The organism is Pseudomonas sp. 51_B, assembly GCF_017491595.1.
In the GTDB taxonomy this organism is placed as follows: Bacteria; Pseudomonadota; Gammaproteobacteria; order Pseudomonadales; family Pseudomonadaceae; genus Aquipseudomonas; species Aquipseudomonas promysalinigenes.
This window is the reverse complement of sequence record NZ_JAFGYW010000410.1, coordinates 1-445: the sequence shown is the minus strand read 5'-3', so window position 1 is coordinate 445 and position 445 is coordinate 1. Positions and strand designations below refer to the sequence as shown.

1 protein-coding gene is annotated in these 445 nt (G+C 64.5%); it reads left to right on the top strand.

Annotation, left to right across the window (positions count from 1 at the left end):
• Positions 1-445, top strand: a 445-nt coding sequence (locus J5M56_RS25480; RefSeq protein ID WP_207938122.1) for an SMP-30/gluconolactonase/LRE family protein, incomplete at both ends; no start/stop codon positions are given.

Sequence of the window (445 nt, the reverse complement as noted above, 5' to 3'; positions counted from 1 at the left end):
GGGCGGCTCGTGACCTGCGAACACTTGACGCGCCGCGTCACGCGCACCGAATACGACGGTTCGATCACCGTGCTCGCCGAGCGGTTCGCCGGCACGCGTTTCAATTCGCCGAACGACGTGATCGTGAAGTCCGACGGCTCGATCTGGTTCAGCGATCCGGACTTCGGCATCCAGAGTTTTTACGAGGGCGAGAAGCAGGCGTCCGAGATGCCCGAGCGCGTTTATCGGATCGATCCGCAGACGGGCGCGGTCGATATCGTCGTCGACGGTGTGCTCGGGCCGAATGGCCTCGCGTTTTCGCCGGACGAAGCGATGCTCTATGTCGTCGAATCGAAAGGACGGCCGCGCACGATTCGCGCGTACGACGTCGCGGCCGACGGCAGGACGTTACGCAACGAGCGCGTACTGATCGACGCGGCGCAAGGCACGCCGGACGGCTTTCGGA